The organism is Winogradskyella wichelsiae, from assembly GCF_013403925.1.
GTDB classification, from domain to species: Bacteria; Bacteroidota; Bacteroidia; order Flavobacteriales; family Flavobacteriaceae; genus Winogradskyella; species Winogradskyella wichelsiae.
Genome location: NZ_JABFDJ010000003.1, coordinates 210,719 through 225,613 on the forward strand (window position 1 = coordinate 210,719; position 14,895 = coordinate 225,613).

Below are 14,895 nucleotides of genomic sequence, written 5' to 3' on the forward strand. Positions count from 1 at the left end.
TTACAGGGATTTATATTTCATCTTAAAACGACTTACAAAAACACAAAAAAATGTTAATTAACATCAGTGGTTCTCATAATAAAATGCTGACATAATATTTGTTTTATATTTGCGTTTCGAACGTTATAGATTATTAATACCTTTTATGAAACACCTATTTTTTTGTATTGCGTTTATATGCATTACTTCAAGTGTATTCGCTCAGCAAGACTCACTTATCAATTCTATAAAAATTGAATTACCTCCTAATACAATTTTCACTAAAGGACTATCTTCTGACACTGTTGAGATACCATTAGTAGAATTAAGTGCTGATACTGTAGATATTAAAGCTGAAAATTGGGATAATTTTGTTTATGATCCTTATCGTAACGATCTTCATGCGTTTCCTTTAGAAATAAAATTTACAGATAGTACTTATACATCACCTGTCTTACATGAAAAAGTAATCACCTCGCATTATGGCTGGCGAGGAGGACGTGCACATAATGGTATTGATATTGATTTAGTTACCGGCGATTCTGTTGTTGCTATACTTGACGGTATTGTTCGATTGGCTAAATACGTCAATGGCTATGGAAATACTGTTATTATTCGTCATTATAATGGACTAGAATCTACCTACGCGCATCTCTCTAAAATTGAAACAAAGGCCAATGATACCATCCAAAGAGGTCAATTTATTGCAAAAGGAGGCAACACAGGAAACTCTAGAGGAAGCCATTTACATTTAGAGTTAAGTTATAAAGGTGAATCAATATATCCTGAATATCTTTTTGATTTTTCATCTAAAAATGAAATACGAACGCAACACGTATGGGTTACTCAAAAATGGACGCATGCCAGGTTCCATAGCTCTAGACATGCTAGTGAAGTCACTGTAATAGAATCTGCTGATGAGGCAGAAAAATTAGTGAAATTAGCTAAACTACCTAAATATTACGTGGTTAAAAAAGGGGATACGCTTTATGGCATTTCTAGAAAAAATAATACTTCTATAGCTGCGCTATGCAATGGCAACGCCATAAAAAAGACATCTAAATTAAAAATTGGTCAGAGATTACTTTTATAGTCTTAAAACCAAAATATAATTTATAAAATTCTGTACTTTTGCGCTTGCAAAAAATAAGCGAATTTGAAAGTCTGTATTGCCGAAAAACCAAGTGTAGCAAGAGAAATTGCCTCAGTATTAGGAGCCACAACAAAACACGATGGTTACTATGAAGGTAATGGCTATGCAGTAACGTACACATTTGGACATCTTTGTACACTTTACGAACCCGCAGATTATAAACCGTATTGGAAGAGTTGGGATCTTAACAACTTACCCATGTTGCCAGAAAAATTTGAGGTAAAAGTTTCTAACAATGATGGTATTAAAAAGCAATTTAGAATTGTAAAAAGTTTGTTTGACAGAGCAGACGTTGTTATAAATTGTGGGGATGCTGGTCAAGAAGGAGAACTCATTCAACGTTGGGTCATTAATAAAGCAAATTACAAAGGCAAAGTAGAACGTTTATGGATTTCCTCTTTAACAACAGAAGCCATAAAAGAAGGTTTTAAAAACTTAAAGCCTTCTGAAGATTACGATAATCTTTATTATGCAGGTTTTTCGCGTTCCATTGGAGATTGGCTTTTAGGCATTAATGCCACACGTTTATATACAGTTAAACACGGTGGCTATAAGCAAGTACTTTCAGTAGGAAGAGTTCAAACCCCTACTCTAGCCATGCTTGTTAATCGTTTTAAAGAAATTGAAAATTTTGTACCACAACCGTATTGGGAATTACAAACACTTTACAGAGATACACTTTTTAGTTATGAAGAAGGTCGTTTTCTTAAAATGGAAGACGGTGAAATTCTGGCAAACAAAGTAAAAGAAGATGAATTTGAGATTGTTTCTATCACCAAAAAGAAAGGAACAGAATACGCACCTAAGCTATTTGACTTAACAGGATTGCAGGTGTATTGTAATACGAAATTTGGATTTTCAGCAGATGACACCCTTAAAATAGCACAGAAATTATATGAAAAAAAGGCGGTAACTTACCCAAGAGTTGATACCACTTTTTTACCCAATGATGTTTATCCTAAAGTACAAGGTATTTTATCTAAATTAACTGATTACTCAGTGCTTACAGCACCTGTTCTTAATAAAAAGATTAAGAAATCTTCTCGAGTTTTTAATGATAAAAAAGTAACCGATCACCACGCCATAATTCCTACGGGAATGCAAACGCATTTACAATACAATGAACAGCAAGTTTATGATATTATTGTAAAACGTTTTATTGCCGTATTTTATGACGATTGTAAAGTTTCGAATACTACAGTTATAGGAAAAGCTGCAGAAGTTAATTTTAAAACTACAGGAAAAGAGATTCTTTCTAAAGGTTGGCGCGTTGTTTTTGAAACTGAAAAATCTAACAAAAAAGAAGATGCTTTACTTCCTGCTTTTGTTAAAGGGGAAAAAGGACCACACGAACCTTCATTTTTAGAGAAACAAACAAAGCCACCCAATCAGTATACAGAAGCAACATTACTGCGCGCTATGGAAACCGCAGGTAAGCAAGTTGATAATGATGAATTAAGGGATTTAATGAAGGAAAATGGTATTGGTCGTCCATCTACAAGAGCCAATATTATAGAAACCTTATTTAGACGTAAATACATTAAACGGAATAAAAAGCAGATTCTACCAACTATAACAGGGATTCAGCTTATTGATACTATTAAAAATGAACTTTTAAAATCGGCAGAACTTACAGGAACCTGGGAGAAGCAATTAAAAGATATTGAAAAAGGTAAAATAAGCGCTGGTGCTTTTATAAAAGGTATGAAGCGCATGGTAGATGCTTTAGTCTACGAAGTAAGAAGCGAACAAGTACAAACACGTATTTCTGCTGTAAACAACAAACCTGCAACGACTTCTAAATCGAAAGCGAAGTCTAAATCAAAACCTAAAACCGAAGCACTTGTTGGTAGCTCTTGCCCAAAATGTAAATCAGGTGCTTTATTAAAAGGAAAATCGGCTTATGGCTGTAGTCATTATGGCAAATCTTGCGACTTTACATTACCTTTTAATTTTGGTGATAAAAAGGTTTCAGAAAAGCAATTTATTAGATTAATAACCAAAGGGTCGACTGTAAATTTAAAAGGGTTTAAAATAGATGGTCAAACACAAGAAGGATTAATAAGATTTGATGAGGCTTTCAAATTAAAATTCGAGCCAAAACAAACGGCCAAAAAAGCCCCTATTAAAGCGGGTGATGTTTGTCCTAAATGTAAAACAGGAACTGTATTAAAAGGAAAAACGGCTTTGGGCTGTAGTAATTACAAAACAGGTTGCGACTTTAGAGTCAACTTTTAATTCTGAAATAAAACAGATAAAAGATTAAACTATCGATTGTATTGGGATATAAAAATCTTCTTCAGAATCTGGACTTCCATTTTTATACGTCTCACCCATAATTTGAAAATGTGGTCTATTATCAATTGTATAACCTGATATTGGTAACCATTGTGTCATAATACTTTGATATGTTTTTGAAGCATCCATTCCTTTTTGAAGAAAAACAGCATATTCACCAGCAGGAATTACAAAAGATGACATGCCTTTAGGAATATCTTTAAAATGCGAAACCTCTACACAAGCCCAAATTGTATAATCTACAATGTTTTCAATAGTAGTTTCTTTTGGGAATTGTTGAACTGCTATAAATTCCTTTGGATTTATATTATTAATTTCTTTTTTTCTAGGCATAAACTCCTGCCATAATTGTGTTATTTTAAAATATTGCTCCTTAGTCATTTTTGTTGAAATCCCAACAACTCTTTTCGCTTTACACTTTATAATTCTCGGATACATTTAGCTTATTTTTCTTGTTTTTAAAGGTATAAAAAAAGGCACAAGTTAAAAACTTGTGCCCTCAAGAATTAGCATCAATACCAACCAATCATAATAAACTAATTCTTATTTTATTACATACCTGGTAAAACTACAGTATCAACAACATGAATAACACCGTTTGATTGATTTACATCTGCAATTGTTACCATAGATGTATTTCCTGCCATATCCTTAATAACTAAAGATTTTCCATCCATCATTGCCGTTAACATTTCTCCATTAACGGTTTTAAAACTAGCTTTACCCTTACCTTTTTTAATGGCTTTCATAATAGCTTTTCCACTGAATTTGCCCGCGATAACATGATATGTTAATACCGCTTGAAGTTTTGCTTTATTTTCTGGTTTTAATAAAGTTGCCACTGTTCCTTTTGGTAATTTATCGAATGCAGCATTTGTTGGTGCAAAAACAGTAAAAGGTCCATCACTTTGTAATGTCTCTACTAACTCTGCAGCTTTTACAGCAGCAACTAACGTTGTATGATCTTTAGAATTTACGGCATTAGATACAATATCTTTAGAAGGATACATTTCTGCACCACCTACCATTTTTGTTCCTTTTTCCATTTTAGCACCTTTTTCCATTTTAGATTGTGCCATTACAGCAGATCCAAAAATTAGTGTTACCGCTAATGCTAATGTTGAAATAATTGTTTTAGTTTTCATAAATTGAATTTTAATAATATTGTTTCTCTACCTACGAAGGATTAGAAGGTAAGGTTTTAAAAAAACGGCACTATTTTATTTCAACTAAAGTATTACACTGATTATGAGATGATAATATTCAACAAAAAAAAGCCATTATAGTGTAAACTATAATGGCTTTTTTTATTTTTAACTAAAAGTGTTATGCTTGTTTAACTCTTACTGCATTCATTCCACGTTGTCCCTTTTCTAATTCAAAAGTTACTTTGTCGTTTTCTACAATTTCGTCAATAATACCACTAACGTGCGTAAAATGCTTTTCGTTAGTTTCAGTATCTATAATGAAACCGAATCCTTTAGAACTGTCGTAGAAAGATACCTTTCCATTTCTAATAGGATCAAATGGATCTTCGTCTGAATCTTCTTTTTGTGGAACACCAAGAACAATATTCTCAGCTTTAACCTTCACTTTCATTGTTGGATCTGGTGGCGTATCTGTAAGATTACCATTATGATCTACATAAGCGATAGGGATTCCTTCAGAACCATTTTCATCTCTGTCGAGTTTACGCGCTTCCATTTTCTTACGCTTATCCTCTCTTTTCTTTAAACGTTTTTTTTCTTTTTCACTTTTACTAAAAGTCTGTTGTGATTTAGCCATTCGTAGTTTTAAATATTAATATGTGTGTTTGCTTTTGAAAATATCTATAATGCAGACAAGTTAATTAACTTAACAATGAATAGTATTAAAATCTAGAAAAATAACTCAAGAATGAAGCTATTTGTGTAGTATATTTTCAATAAACCGGTTACAAAGATACAATTTATATCCTTTTAATCATACCAGTTTGACTAATATTATTAATACCAGAATTTAAAGTTAAAAAAGCTTTACCGTTTGGTTTGACTTCGATACGAAATTTATCCTTGTCTATATTAAACTGAATGACCACTGTTTGCTTATCATCATTAAGTATAATTTTATAATTAGAGATTTTAGAATTAGTCGTTTTAGTATCATAAACAAATGAATCTAATGAGTTTAAAGTTCCATTTACTTTTTTCTATTTATTTCAAGTTGATTTGAATCTGTATCTAACATTTTTCTGCCTTCAGAATTATAAACTGAATGACCAACATATTGATAATGTTTAGAATTAACTATAGACTTTATACTTTTATACGTCGCATCAAACCCTTCTTTTTGTGCTTTTTTAGATTGCGCACTTATATAAAATGATGTTGAAAAACTAAAAAATACAACTAATAAAATTAATTTTTTCATATTATTTTGGATCTAAAATGTTATTAATTCTCTCGATACCATCTTGATAATGATATTTAGTTTCAGAATTTAAACGTCCGTTTAGTGCTGAAGTTAATGAGCGTTTTACAACATTTAATTCACCTCTTACTAATGCTCTTACATCAGATTGATTAACATTAAAATACTGTCTACTTCGGCTTGGGTTTAAATCTTCTTTCATCAATTTTAACATAGCGTCTAAATAGGCACGTTGCAAATTACGTCTAAAAACTGAAACATTTACACCTGATTTTGATTCAGACCAAATTCCGGTTCTAATATCACTTAATAATTCTAAAGCCGAATAATTTTTAGTATCTAAAGCATTATGATCAATTAATCTACCTAAGCGTTCAAAGCTTAATATATTATTTAAATGACGCGATTGTAAACTTCTCATTCGATCAGTGTAACCTGCGTAATTTATATTTTGAAGAATGGACTTATCAATTAACCAACTTGGTGTTTCAAAAGCATTTTTATGCAACCAAGCCACAGCAGCTTTCTGTTCTATTTTTGATTCTGGAGTATAAATTACACCTTCTTGCGATGGGTTTTTAGTATCCTCTACCACTCCACCGATATGTGTAACGACATGGCCAATATAACGCCCCCAAACACTTAACAATTCGCCATAAAGCTCTTCTAAATCTTCGTAATTATCTGTTTTATCACTTGTCCAGCTTGGAAGGTTTTTAGCAACTATCTTTAAATTTTTAAGTCCATAAGTACTTGCTTTAATACTATTGTTACCAATATCTTCAGTTTGCGCTGTAGGATCGAAACGACTGCTTTGCTTTCCAAATTTATAAATAGGATTACCTGCTTTTTCAGTAATCCACGCACTTAAAGTTTCCTTTTCATCTTCTGCAGATGTTGCTTTGTCTATATATCTGTATCCATAATTAATTGCATAATTATCATAAGGGCCTAATTGTCTTATAAAACGAATGTTTTCATCTCCAGGCTGTGCTATATAATTGTAACGCGCGTAATCCATAATGGTTGCTGCAATTCCATTCTTTTGAGTGAATTCGCCATCTCTATAACTTTCTACATCATAGGCGTAACTTGCGCTCATATTATGAGGTAATCCTAAGGTATGACCAACTTCGTGCGCAATCACCATTTTCATCATTTCACCAATCTCTTCATCTGGCGTATTTAATGTTCTTGCAGAAGGATTTGCCGCTCCTGTTTCTAACATGTAACGATTTCTATATGAGCGTAAATGGTTGTGATACCAAATAATATCACTTTCAATTATTTCTCCACTTCTGGGGTCTGAAACACTCGGACCAGTTGCATTTCTAGTTGTACTGGCAACGTATCTTACCACTGAATATCTAATATCTTCTGGACTAAAATCTGGATCTTCAGCTTTAGTTGGAGGATCTTTAGCTATAATTGCATTTTTAAATCCGGCAGCTTCAAATGCTTTTTGCCATAACTCAATACCTTCTTTCATATAAGATCGAAACTTCATTGGTGTTGCAGGATCTAAATAATAAACAATTGGTTTTACAGGTTCTACCAACTCGCCTCTATTATAAGCTTCAATATCTTTCGGAATTAATTTCCAACGTCTTAAATAGGTTTTTTGATCCGATTTTAATTCTTCACTGCTATAATCATATTGACTTAACGTAAACCAACCAACACGCTCATCAAAAAGGCGGGGTTGCATCGGTGTTTTAGGAAGTAGAATCATAGATTGATTCATCTGTACACTAATCGTTTCATCTCCTGTATTTACTGGTGGATTTGAAGCGTTATATGTAAAATCTTGAATCACTTCTATATTCTCAGGAAAACTCCTTACCGAGTTTATGAAACTTCGAGACTTATCTAAATTCTTCACTTTATAAGACGAACGTAATCTTGAACCTAATCCGCTAATAGATTTCACATCCGAACTATAAAAGCTTGTAACATCAATTACAACAGACGACGAATCTTTTGAAAACGCAGCAATATCAAAAGCATATAATGTTGGCTCGTAATTATTAGATTTTACGGAAACATTAATTGGTAAACTATCTGAAGCAATGGCGCTTGAAGATTTTTCTTTGATAAGTATCTTATCTCTAAAACGTTCCCAATTAATCATTCTGGTATTCGTTTTTGAGCCTGCATTAACATAACCACCTCCAAGATTTGCTGGTAATTTAGCAAAACGACTTACTAATAGCATATCTGCATTAAGATGTTCCATCGGGATTTCGAAAAAATACTGCTCTCCTACTAAGTGAACATTAAATAAACCTTTATCTGTAATAGCATCTTTAGTGATGACTTTATCGTAATCTTTAATTTTACTTTGACTCTTTTTAGGACTGTCTGTTTTTGCTTGGGCGGTTTTAGAAGTGCCTTTTTTACTGCTCGTTGATTGCACTGTAGAACACGATACAAAAACGAATGAACACAAGGCTAAGTATAGAATTTTTCTCATAAATAAAGGTTGGTAAATAGATATTTTGCCTAAATATAAATAATAGAATTTAAGTTTTCATTAATTTCTTAAAAGCTGTTAAATTCTTCTCTTTTTACTTAATTCTGAAGTACTTTTGCACAAATTTTATGTCATGTTAAAATTACTACCCGTTTTTAGGATTATAGCTTTATTAGAAGGTATTTCTTATATCTTATTATTGTTTATAGCAACCCCCATAAAATACATCTACGAAGATCCACAATATGTAAAATTATTGGGAATGCCACATGGTGTTTTATTTATGGCTTACGTAGTAATGGCTGTATTAATTAGCAGTGATATGAAATGGACTACACGTACATTTTGGATGGTATTATTAGCTTCTATTATTCCCTTCGGAACATTTTATATTGATCATAAATACTTAACAAAATCTAGACGTGCTTAATATTAAACACATTTTATACGATTTTCTTTTAGAACAAGGTTTATCTGAAGATACTTCAATGTATCTTAATATGCTTGGACTTCTTATTGCATTAGTGTTAGCCGCTTTTATAATCGATTTTATTACCAAACGTTTACTTTGGCAATTTTCGGCAGGAGTTGCTAAGCGGACCAAAACTAATTTCGATGATATTCTTATTGCCAACAAGCTTCCAAGAAATATTGCCCATATAATTCCCTTGCTAATTTTAATAGAATTTGTACCTCAAGTATTTACTGATTTTGAATATGCACAAAATATTATAGAGAAAACCTTAAAGGTTATAACCATTGTACTTACACTTCAAATTATAAGAAGCCTTTTAAGCTCTATAAAAGATTATCTAAAAACTTTAGTAGAGTTTAAAGACAAACCTATTGATAGCTATATGCAAGTCTTTATGATTTTTGCATGGATGCTAGGATTCTTTTCAATTTTAGCGATTATTACAGGGGTTTCTTTTATAAAATTCGCCACAACCTTAGGTGCTGCTTCTGCAGTAATATTACTTATTTTTAAAGATACTATTTTAGGTTTCGTTGCCAGTATACAAGTATCTATTAACGATATGGTTAGAATTGGAGACTGGATAACCTTTGAAAAATACGGAGCCGATGGTGAAGTTACCGAAATAAGCTTAGCCACTGTAAAGGTACAGAATTGGGATATGACGATTACGACTATCCCTACCTATGCTTTAATTTCTGATTCGTTTAAAAACTGGAGAGGTATGAACGATTCTGGTGGACGCCGTATTAAACGCTCGGTCATTATTAAAACGTCTTCCATCAATTTTCTTAATGATGAAGCTATTAAGCGCTTTGGTAAAATAGAATTAGTCTCAGAATATTTAAAAACGCGTTCTAAAGAAATTGAAACTTACAACAACGATCACAATATTGATAAATCTGTTCTAATAAACGGGAGAAATCTTACCAATTTTGGTGTGTTTAGAAAATATCTTCAAACGTATATTGAAAACCATTCTGCCATTAATAAAGATATGACTTTAATGGTACGTCAATTAGAACCTACAGCACAAGGTATTCCAATGGAGATTTATGCGTTTAGCAAAGATCAACGTTGGGTAAATTACGAATACATCATTGGTGACATATTTGACCATACATTGGCTGCAGTCTCTTATTTTGATTTAGAAGTTTACGAACTTGCTTTAGGTAATAAGGATTAAGAATCCTTTAATCGGTCTCTTACAAATTCTACTTCAACTTTACCGTGTGGTGCTGGTACCCCATCAGGACCAAGGTTAACCATTACAATATTATCTACGGTTAGTATGGTCTCTCTGGTCATTTTATTACGAGCTTCACATTTTAAAGTTAGTGAAGATTTTCCGAATTTTGTAACCAAAATACCAATCTCTACAATATCTCCCTGACGTGCAGATGACATAAAGTTAATCTCTGACATATACTTTGTTACTACTTTAGAATTTTCAAGCTGAATTACTGTATAAAGAGCGACCTCTTCATCTATCCAAGCCAAAAGTTGACCTCCAAATAAACTACCATTAGGATTTAAATCTTCGGGTTTAACCCATTTACGTGTGTGAAATCTCATATATTTTTGTTTTAAACTTTCGTTATTAATATTATTATAAAAGTGTTTGTTGCGTATTTAAGTGCTCATTAGGAATTTTCAAATGAGTGCCTAATTCTGCATTTAATTGCTTTATTAAATACGAAGAAAGCAATGGTGATGCTTCCTCTATATTTTGATGCACAAAGAAGTTTATTTCCTTAATACCATTTTCTTTCCAATGTTTTAAACGTTTTACCCAATCATCTAATCTTGCATAATCACTTTGATGATTAGCACCAACATAGCGCACAAAAGCTCTAGAATTTGTTAATCGCATGTGCATAATATCGCGTCTACCCGCGCTATCTACAATTATATTTGAGATATTATTTTCTTCTAAAAGAAGATATAAATCTTCAGATATAGCTTTATCATTATACCAATCTGTATGTCTAAACTCAACAGCTAGCGGAATTTCTTTAGGCCAACTTTCTGCAAAATCAATAACCTTTTCAAAATCTTTAGGTGCAAAATTGTTATGCATTTGTAAAAATACACAACCTAATTTTTCTTTTAGGTTTATAACACTATTTAAATAATGATCTACAATAGGGGTGATTGTTTCATTTAAACGTTTCCAATGACTAATCTCTTGGTTTATTTTCGGAAAGAACTTAAAATTAAGAGGTGTTTTATCGTACCATTTTGAAAATTGCTCTGGAGGAAAAATTCGGTAAAATGTAGCATTCAATTCAATAGCGTTAAATTGACTAGAATAATATTCTAACTCATCTTTAGTTCCTTTTGGATAAAACCCTTTTAAATCAGCTTTATTCCACTTAGCACAACCTACAGAAATATTAGTTAGTTCTGATGGGTTTTTGTGTAACATTTTTAAGGTCTCTGAATGATCAGGGGGCAAAGTAAAATCAATATTACCAGGGTCATCTACACGTCCAAATTTCATAAGCAATTTATTTTACTCAAAGATAAAGCTTAAAGCATTTTGTTTAAGTCGAAAAGAGATATGATTATTCTATATTAGAATTGCATTTGTTAATAACCACGTTAACAACATATTTTTCAACTAATTAATTGAGGTCTGTTAATACTTAATTTTAATAAAAATTAATCCTAAAATAACCTTCACTATGACTTCACGAACCGAAGACTTATTAGCTTTAAGACCTACAATTGCTTCTGCTAAAATCTATGACAACATGGGTGCTGAAGAGTTGTTTCAAAACAAAACAATACGACCTGTTGTTAAGTTTCAACACAATTTATTAATTGCTGTGTTTAAAAATTATATTACCAAGCACAAAAATGTGTTTTATGAGCTTTCTTTAGAAAAGCAATTAAGTTACATTGATAATGCAACACATAAGGATACTAAATTCAGGAATTCCATTAAAGGAATGATTATAGGTCAGTTTTCTGTTGAAGAGTATCAATTGTACATACAGCATTCTTCTGCTTTAAATAAACGAATGATGAATATTGTTAAAGAGCGATTAATAGACAGTATTCAAGTTTTAGCAACAAATGAAATTCTTAAGGCGGTTTAGTTTCTGCAATGAAAATAAAAACACAATTATTAGACCTTTGTAATCTTCTCGTTAATAAGCGCATTAAAGATTACAAAAATGAGATAGATTTAATAAAAGAATCTATTGAAAGTAATGATAAAGTAAGTAATGAGCAGGATGATTCTGGGAATTCTAAACTTTTAGATGACCTTGAAAAGAACATGAATTATCTTGGTGATGCACAAAAGAACAAGGACTATTTACAGCTTATTCGTCCAAATTTAGTTTCAGAGCAGGTTGTTTTAGGCAGTATTGTAAAAACAGATAGTCTTTCTTTTTTTATAGCCATTAGTATTGGCAAAATAGAAATTGAAACTCAAGACTATTACATAATCTCTCTGCAATCACCGATAGGACAACATGTAAAATCGAAGTCTAAAGGGCATCAATTTGAATTTAACAGTAAAAGATATACAATTACAGAAGTCTTATAATATTGTTTCACCATTTAAGTTAGTGGTTAAAACATCGCTCATGTAATTAAAAAATGGTTTTACATCTATAAACGCCTTATTAACGTTTGTTATAAAATCATCAGCTAAAACCTCACTATCCGTATACTTTTTAACAAATATAAATTGCTTTTTTCTTATTAAGTCTATGGATGGATGTTCTTTATTAAATCCTTTAGGTGCTGTTTTTAATTCTTCACCTGTAAAATCTCCCCAAGTCGATTTAAAGGCTTCATCGTTTAAAATGTCTCGCATTTCTGAGTCGTCCATTTCAAACTCTTTCCTTATGCGTAATAAATCTTCCTTACTGGGGTCCCAAAATCCTGTTGCAATAAATGATTCATTATTAGGTTGAATGTGTACATAGTAACCGCCACGTAATTCTGGTTTCTTTCTGGCATAAGAACCACTAAAATGTGTTTTATAAGGTAATTTGTTTTTAGAAAAACGGACATCTCTGTAAATTCTAAAAATTTTAATTTTTTCTATTTGATCATGAACATTCATTAATTCTCCTAAATAGTTATAAGAAGTCTTCATCTTTGCTTCAATCGCTTTAAATTCTGGTTTGTGTTCGTTAAACCAATCACGATCGTTGTTTTTTTCAAGCTTTTTAAAAAATGTAAATACTTCTTTAGGGATAGAATGATTCATAGGAATTAAAATTTGTATAAAAATATAAAAAAGCCATCTTAACGATGGCTTTTAGTATTATAATATTATTGTAATTAACATTAAAGATTAATCTACTGCATCTTCAACATCATCAGCTGCATCTTCCATTGCATCACCTGTATCATCAACAGCATCTTCGATTTTATCTCCTGTATCTTTTTGCTCTCTACAACTTGTAGTCATTAAACTTAAACTAAATAGCGCTATAAATACGTAACTAAATTTTTTCATCTTGATTGTTTTTATTTGGTTATTGTTATAACAAATATCGTTAAGTCGGTTTTATTTGGTTTGCTCTTATCCTAAGAGTTTTAACTCATTAGCCTAATAGCTAATTTTTTTATTTCTTAGATGTTGACGCTTTTGGTCCTGAAGAGTTTAAATCTAATTTATTATTGAACTCTAAAGTTCTTATAGGGAATGGAATATTGATACCTTCTGCATCATAAGCCTTTTTAATTGCAATAATTGCATCCGTTTTTGCCTTTAATTTTTCGAGCATACTTTCTGCTTCTATCCAAAATCTACATAAATAATTAATTGAACTATCACCAAATTCGGTATAATAAAACTCTACATCTTCTGGTGAATTTATCTGATCAAAAGTATTAGCAATAACGTCCTTTGTAATTTTCTGTACTTTTTCTAAATCAGATTCATAACCAACCCCACATTCTAAGAAGATTCTCATTTTGGTGGTTAATGAATAATTTTTTAAAGGATTTTCTAAAATTGTTTTATTGGGAATAATAACAATATTGTTATCTGCTTCTTTTAAGGTAAAATCTTTTAAATTAATATCTATAACTTCACCTGAAAAACCCGTAGTTTCTACCCAATTACCTATTTGAATCTTCTTTCTAAAAGATAATACAAGTCCTGCAAATGTATTGGCAATAGTTCCCTGGAGTGCTAAACCAATGGCTAAACCAACAACACCAGCACCAGCAAGTAATGATGTTAATGCTTTACCTAAGTTTAAAACTCCTAAAGCGATAAATAACCCTAAAGCGACAACCAAAACGGCAACAACCCGAGACAAGGCGTTTTTTATTGAATCTTGTTCAACACGATTATCAACCATTTTTTTAACAAGTCTGCTTACGTATTTTGCAGCAAAATAGGAAATAACCAACACCAAAATGGCTAATATAAAATTCGGAATGTTTTCAATAATGGCGTTAAACCATCCGATAAGTTTATCTATTAAATTTCCTAGAGCAGCATTAAATTGGTCTTTCATAAAAGCAGTTTTTTTTGTTATCCAACGCAAATATCCATGATAAACATTTATATATGTTGCTCTAATCCTATAAGTCTTAACCCTAATAGGTTTTTAAAAATTCAGAATAACGCATTATATAAGGTTCATATTTAAAATTCTATAATTTGATGATCTTTAAATTAAAAAATGATTAAAATAGTGTGTTTTGACGAATTTAGACCTTAAACATGTCTCTCAATGTTAATTGTTCTAAAATAAATTTGTGAATTGTGATAATTTTTATTATCATGCACCACTTTTTAAAAACAATCATAATATTTATGGGTAGACCAGCAACAAGACCAACAGCACTCAAAGACGGTTTCTATATTGAGATAAGAAACAAGGGCTCAAAATCAGGTGTAAAACTTTACAGTGGCACCAAGTTACAGATGCATCGTGCTATAAAAATGTACGAACGCTCTAAAGAAGTTATAATTTTAGGTGAATCTGTAAATGGTAAATTTGTAGATAAAGAACCAAAATTACATGTTGCCGATTAATTTTCTTTTTTAAACATTAATAAATGTCATAAGGAAACAAGTGCAATGATTTATTTTTAAATGAATTGAAAGATAAATCAAATATTAAA

The 14,895-nt window shown here is 31.4% G+C and carries 17 protein-coding genes; 7 read left to right on the forward strand and 10 right to left on the reverse strand.

What is annotated here, in order from left to right:
• Nucleotides 1-145: 145 nt before the first annotated feature.
• The gene (locus tag HM985_RS08200) at nucleotides 146-1,072 is read left to right on the forward strand and encodes a M23 family metallopeptidase (RefSeq protein ID WP_179375791.1); all 927 of its coding nucleotides are present in this window, start codon (nucleotides 146-148) and stop codon (nucleotides 1,070-1,072) included.
• Between the two features lie 63 nt (nucleotides 1,073-1,135).
• Nucleotides 1,136-3,370 (forward strand): type IA DNA topoisomerase, encoded by a 2,235-nt coding sequence (locus tag HM985_RS08205; RefSeq protein WP_179375792.1) that lies wholly within the window; start codon nucleotides 1,136-1,138, stop codon nucleotides 3,368-3,370.
• A 24-nt stretch (nucleotides 3,371-3,394) separates the two neighbouring features.
• Here HM985_RS08205 and HM985_RS08210 read toward each other — a convergent pair whose 3' ends face one another.
• From HM985_RS08210 to HM985_RS08230, 5 genes are all read right to left on the reverse strand, one after another.
• Nucleotides 3,395-3,868: a GyrI-like domain-containing protein gene (locus HM985_RS08210; protein ID WP_179375793.1), complete on the reverse strand. Its 474-nt coding sequence runs from the start codon at nucleotides 3,866-3,868 to the stop codon at nucleotides 3,395-3,397.
• A 113-nt stretch (nucleotides 3,869-3,981) separates the two neighbouring features.
• Nucleotides 3,982-4,575: a fasciclin domain-containing protein gene (locus HM985_RS08215; RefSeq protein WP_179375794.1), complete on the reverse strand. Its 594-nt coding sequence runs from the start codon at nucleotides 4,573-4,575 to the stop codon at nucleotides 3,982-3,984.
• A 181-nt stretch (nucleotides 4,576-4,756) separates the two neighbouring features.
• Nucleotides 4,757-5,215, reverse strand: coding sequence for a cold-shock protein (locus tag HM985_RS17170; protein WP_218843389.1), 459 nt, complete (start codon nucleotides 5,213-5,215; stop codon nucleotides 4,757-4,759).
• A gap of 393 nt (nucleotides 5,216-5,608) precedes the next feature.
• On the reverse strand, nucleotides 5,609-5,839 hold the full coding sequence (locus HM985_RS08225) for a hypothetical protein (protein WP_179375795.1): 231 nt from the start codon (nucleotides 5,837-5,839) through the stop codon (nucleotides 5,609-5,611).
• Between the two features lies 1 nt (nucleotide 5,840).
• Nucleotides 5,841-8,312, reverse strand: a complete 2,472-nt coding sequence (locus HM985_RS08230; protein ID WP_179375796.1) for a zinc-dependent metalloprotease — start codon at nucleotides 8,310-8,312, stop codon at nucleotides 5,841-5,843.
• A gap of 133 nt (nucleotides 8,313-8,445) precedes the next feature.
• Between HM985_RS08230 and HM985_RS08235 the strand changes: the two genes are divergently transcribed.
• A complete protein-coding gene (locus tag HM985_RS08235; RefSeq protein WP_179375797.1) occupies nucleotides 8,446-8,742 on the forward strand; it encodes a DUF3817 domain-containing protein in 297 nt (98 codons plus the stop codon).
• Entirely contained in the window at nucleotides 8,735-9,973 is a 1,239-nt protein-coding gene (locus tag HM985_RS08240) for a mechanosensitive ion channel family protein (protein WP_179375798.1), read from the forward strand. The genes HM985_RS08235 and HM985_RS08240 overlap by 8 nt, the downstream gene beginning before the upstream one ends.
• Here HM985_RS08240 and HM985_RS08245 read toward each other — a convergent pair.
• Both HM985_RS08245 and HM985_RS08250 read right to left on the reverse strand, forming a co-directional pair.
• Nucleotides 9,970-10,362: an acyl-CoA thioesterase gene (locus HM985_RS08245; protein ID WP_179375799.1), complete on the reverse strand. Its 393-nt coding sequence runs from the start codon at nucleotides 10,360-10,362 to the stop codon at nucleotides 9,970-9,972. The two genes, HM985_RS08240 and HM985_RS08245, sit on opposite strands and share 4 nt — an antisense overlap.
• A 34-nt stretch (nucleotides 10,363-10,396) precedes the next feature.
• The gene (locus HM985_RS08250) at nucleotides 10,397-11,290 is read right to left on the reverse strand and encodes a DUF72 domain-containing protein (protein ID WP_179375800.1); all 894 of its coding nucleotides are present in this window, start codon (nucleotides 11,288-11,290) and stop codon (nucleotides 10,397-10,399) included.
• Nucleotides 11,291-11,474: 184 nt separating this feature from the next.
• Between HM985_RS08250 and HM985_RS08255 the strand changes: the two genes are divergently transcribed.
• Nucleotides 11,475-11,891, forward strand: coding sequence for a glyoxalase (locus tag HM985_RS08255; RefSeq protein WP_179375801.1), 417 nt, complete (start codon nucleotides 11,475-11,477; stop codon nucleotides 11,889-11,891).
• 8 nt (nucleotides 11,892-11,899) lie between these two features.
• Nucleotides 11,900-12,346, forward strand: a complete 447-nt coding sequence (locus HM985_RS08260) for a hypothetical protein (protein ID WP_179375802.1) — start codon at nucleotides 11,900-11,902, stop codon at nucleotides 12,344-12,346.
• On the opposite strand, the gene HM985_RS08265 is transcribed toward HM985_RS08260, so the two are convergent.
• The 3 genes from HM985_RS08265 to HM985_RS08275 all read right to left on the reverse strand — a co-directional run bounded on the left by HM985_RS08265 (nucleotide 12,341) and on the right by HM985_RS08275 (nucleotide 14,282).
• Nucleotides 12,341-13,018 carry a DUF2461 domain-containing protein gene (locus HM985_RS08265; protein ID WP_179375803.1) on the reverse strand — a complete coding sequence of 226 codons (678 nt, stop codon included), beginning with the start codon at nucleotides 13,016-13,018 and terminating at the stop codon, nucleotides 12,341-12,343. The two genes, HM985_RS08260 and HM985_RS08265, sit on opposite strands and share 6 nt — an antisense overlap.
• 87 nt (nucleotides 13,019-13,105) lie before the next feature.
• On the reverse strand, nucleotides 13,106-13,270 hold the full coding sequence (locus HM985_RS08270; protein WP_179375804.1) for a hypothetical protein: 165 nt from the start codon (nucleotides 13,268-13,270) through the stop codon (nucleotides 13,106-13,108).
• Between the two features lie 109 nt (nucleotides 13,271-13,379).
• Nucleotides 13,380-14,282 carry a mechanosensitive ion channel family protein gene (locus tag HM985_RS08275; protein ID WP_179375805.1) on the reverse strand — a complete coding sequence of 301 codons (903 nt, stop codon included), beginning with the start codon at nucleotides 14,280-14,282 and terminating at the stop codon, nucleotides 13,380-13,382.
• A gap of 302 nt (nucleotides 14,283-14,584) precedes the next feature.
• Here HM985_RS08275 and HM985_RS08280 point away from each other — a divergent pair, with 302 nt between their 5' ends.
• On the forward strand, nucleotides 14,585-14,806 hold the full coding sequence (locus tag HM985_RS08280) for a hypothetical protein (RefSeq protein ID WP_179375806.1): 222 nt from the start codon (nucleotides 14,585-14,587) through the stop codon (nucleotides 14,804-14,806).
• Nucleotides 14,807-14,895: the final 89 nt, after the last annotated feature.

Bases quoted from the DNA above. Each gene is read 5' to 3' on its own strand.
- HM985_RS08225 (WP_179375795.1), bottom strand. From the start codon at position 5,839: ATGAAAAAATTAATTTTATTAGTTGTATTTTTTAGTTTTTCAACATCA.
- HM985_RS08235 (WP_179375797.1), top strand. From the start codon at position 8,446: ATGTTAAAATTACTACCCGTTTTTAGGATTATAGCTTTATTAGAAGGT.
- HM985_RS08265 (WP_179375803.1), bottom strand. From the start codon at position 13,018: ATGAATCATTCTATCCCTAAAGAAGTATTTACATTTTTTAAAAAGCTT.
- HM985_RS08210 (WP_179375793.1), bottom strand. From the start codon at position 3,868: ATGTATCCGAGAATTATAAAGTGTAAAGCGAAAAGAGTTGTTGGGATT.
- HM985_RS08270 (WP_179375804.1), bottom strand. From the start codon at position 13,270: ATGAAAAAATTTAGTTACGTATTTATAGCGCTATTTAGTTTAAGTTTA.
- HM985_RS08280 (WP_179375806.1), top strand. From the start codon at position 14,585: ATGGGTAGACCAGCAACAAGACCAACAGCACTCAAAGACGGTTTCTAT.
- HM985_RS08215 (WP_179375794.1), bottom strand. From the start codon at position 4,575: ATGAAAACTAAAACAATTATTTCAACATTAGCATTAGCGGTAACACTA.
- HM985_RS08200 (WP_179375791.1), top strand. From the start codon at position 146: ATGAAACACCTATTTTTTTGTATTGCGTTTATATGCATTACTTCAAGT.
- HM985_RS08275 (WP_179375805.1), bottom strand. From the start codon at position 14,282: ATGAAAGACCAATTTAATGCTGCTCTAGGAAATTTAATAGATAAACTT.
- HM985_RS08250 (WP_179375800.1), bottom strand. From the start codon at position 11,290: ATGAAATTTGGACGTGTAGATGACCCTGGTAATATTGATTTTACTTTG.
- HM985_RS08230 (WP_179375796.1), bottom strand. From the start codon at position 8,312: ATGAGAAAAATTCTATACTTAGCCTTGTGTTCATTCGTTTTTGTATCG.
- HM985_RS17170 (WP_218843389.1), bottom strand. From the start codon at position 5,215: ATGGCTAAATCACAACAGACTTTTAGTAAAAGTGAAAAAGAAAAAAAA.
- HM985_RS08245 (WP_179375799.1), bottom strand. From the start codon at position 10,362: ATGAGATTTCACACACGTAAATGGGTTAAACCCGAAGATTTAAATCCT.
- HM985_RS08255 (WP_179375801.1), top strand. From the start codon at position 11,475: ATGACTTCACGAACCGAAGACTTATTAGCTTTAAGACCTACAATTGCT.
- HM985_RS08260 (WP_179375802.1), top strand. From the start codon at position 11,900: ATGAAAATAAAAACACAATTATTAGACCTTTGTAATCTTCTCGTTAAT.